Origin of the sequence: Colwellia ponticola, from assembly GCF_005885605.1 — a bacterium.
GTDB classification, from domain to species: domain Bacteria; phylum Pseudomonadota; class Gammaproteobacteria; order Enterobacterales; family Alteromonadaceae; genus Colwellia; species Colwellia ponticola.
The window spans coordinates 1-452 of the sequence record NZ_SZVP01000119.1 but is presented as its reverse complement, the minus strand read 5'-3'; the positions used below and the strand labels follow the sequence as shown (position 1 = coordinate 452).

1 protein-coding gene is annotated in these 452 nt (G+C 38.9%); it reads left to right on the top strand.

Annotated elements, in window-relative coordinates; genetic code table 11:
• The coding region (locus tag FCS21_RS17795; protein WP_503328522.1) for a hypothetical protein at positions 1-452 on the top strand (452 nt) is incomplete at both ends.

Genomic DNA, 452 nt, shown 5'->3' with positions numbered 1-452 from the left:
CAATTATTAGATGTCCAAAGAAATCGGCTTCGCCATTTGGTTGTTCCTCAATTAAAACAAGAAAACACCCAGGTGATGAGACATTTTCAGCAGTTTTCGCAACAGATCCAATGGGCAGACCAAGTCATTCAAAAATGTATGGGGCAGTTAATCGAAAAGGAAGTCGAACAGTTAAAGGATCGATTTCAATTTTCAGCAGAAATAATAGAAAAAATGGAAGAAGCGGAACGATACTATTTTTTCCACTCCTTCTTCGACAAAGTATTCTCAGAAACAGGGATCATTTTGAAAGAGCAGCAAATGGCATCGATTTTAGAGCAGTGGCAACAGAAAAAAAGTCAATGGCAGCTTAGCATCGGCAACAGCTGGGTACTGAAAAGAGAGTATCATTTTGTTGTACTCGCTAAAAAAGAAAAACAAGCCACTACTCAGACAGAAGATCAGCGCTTGTT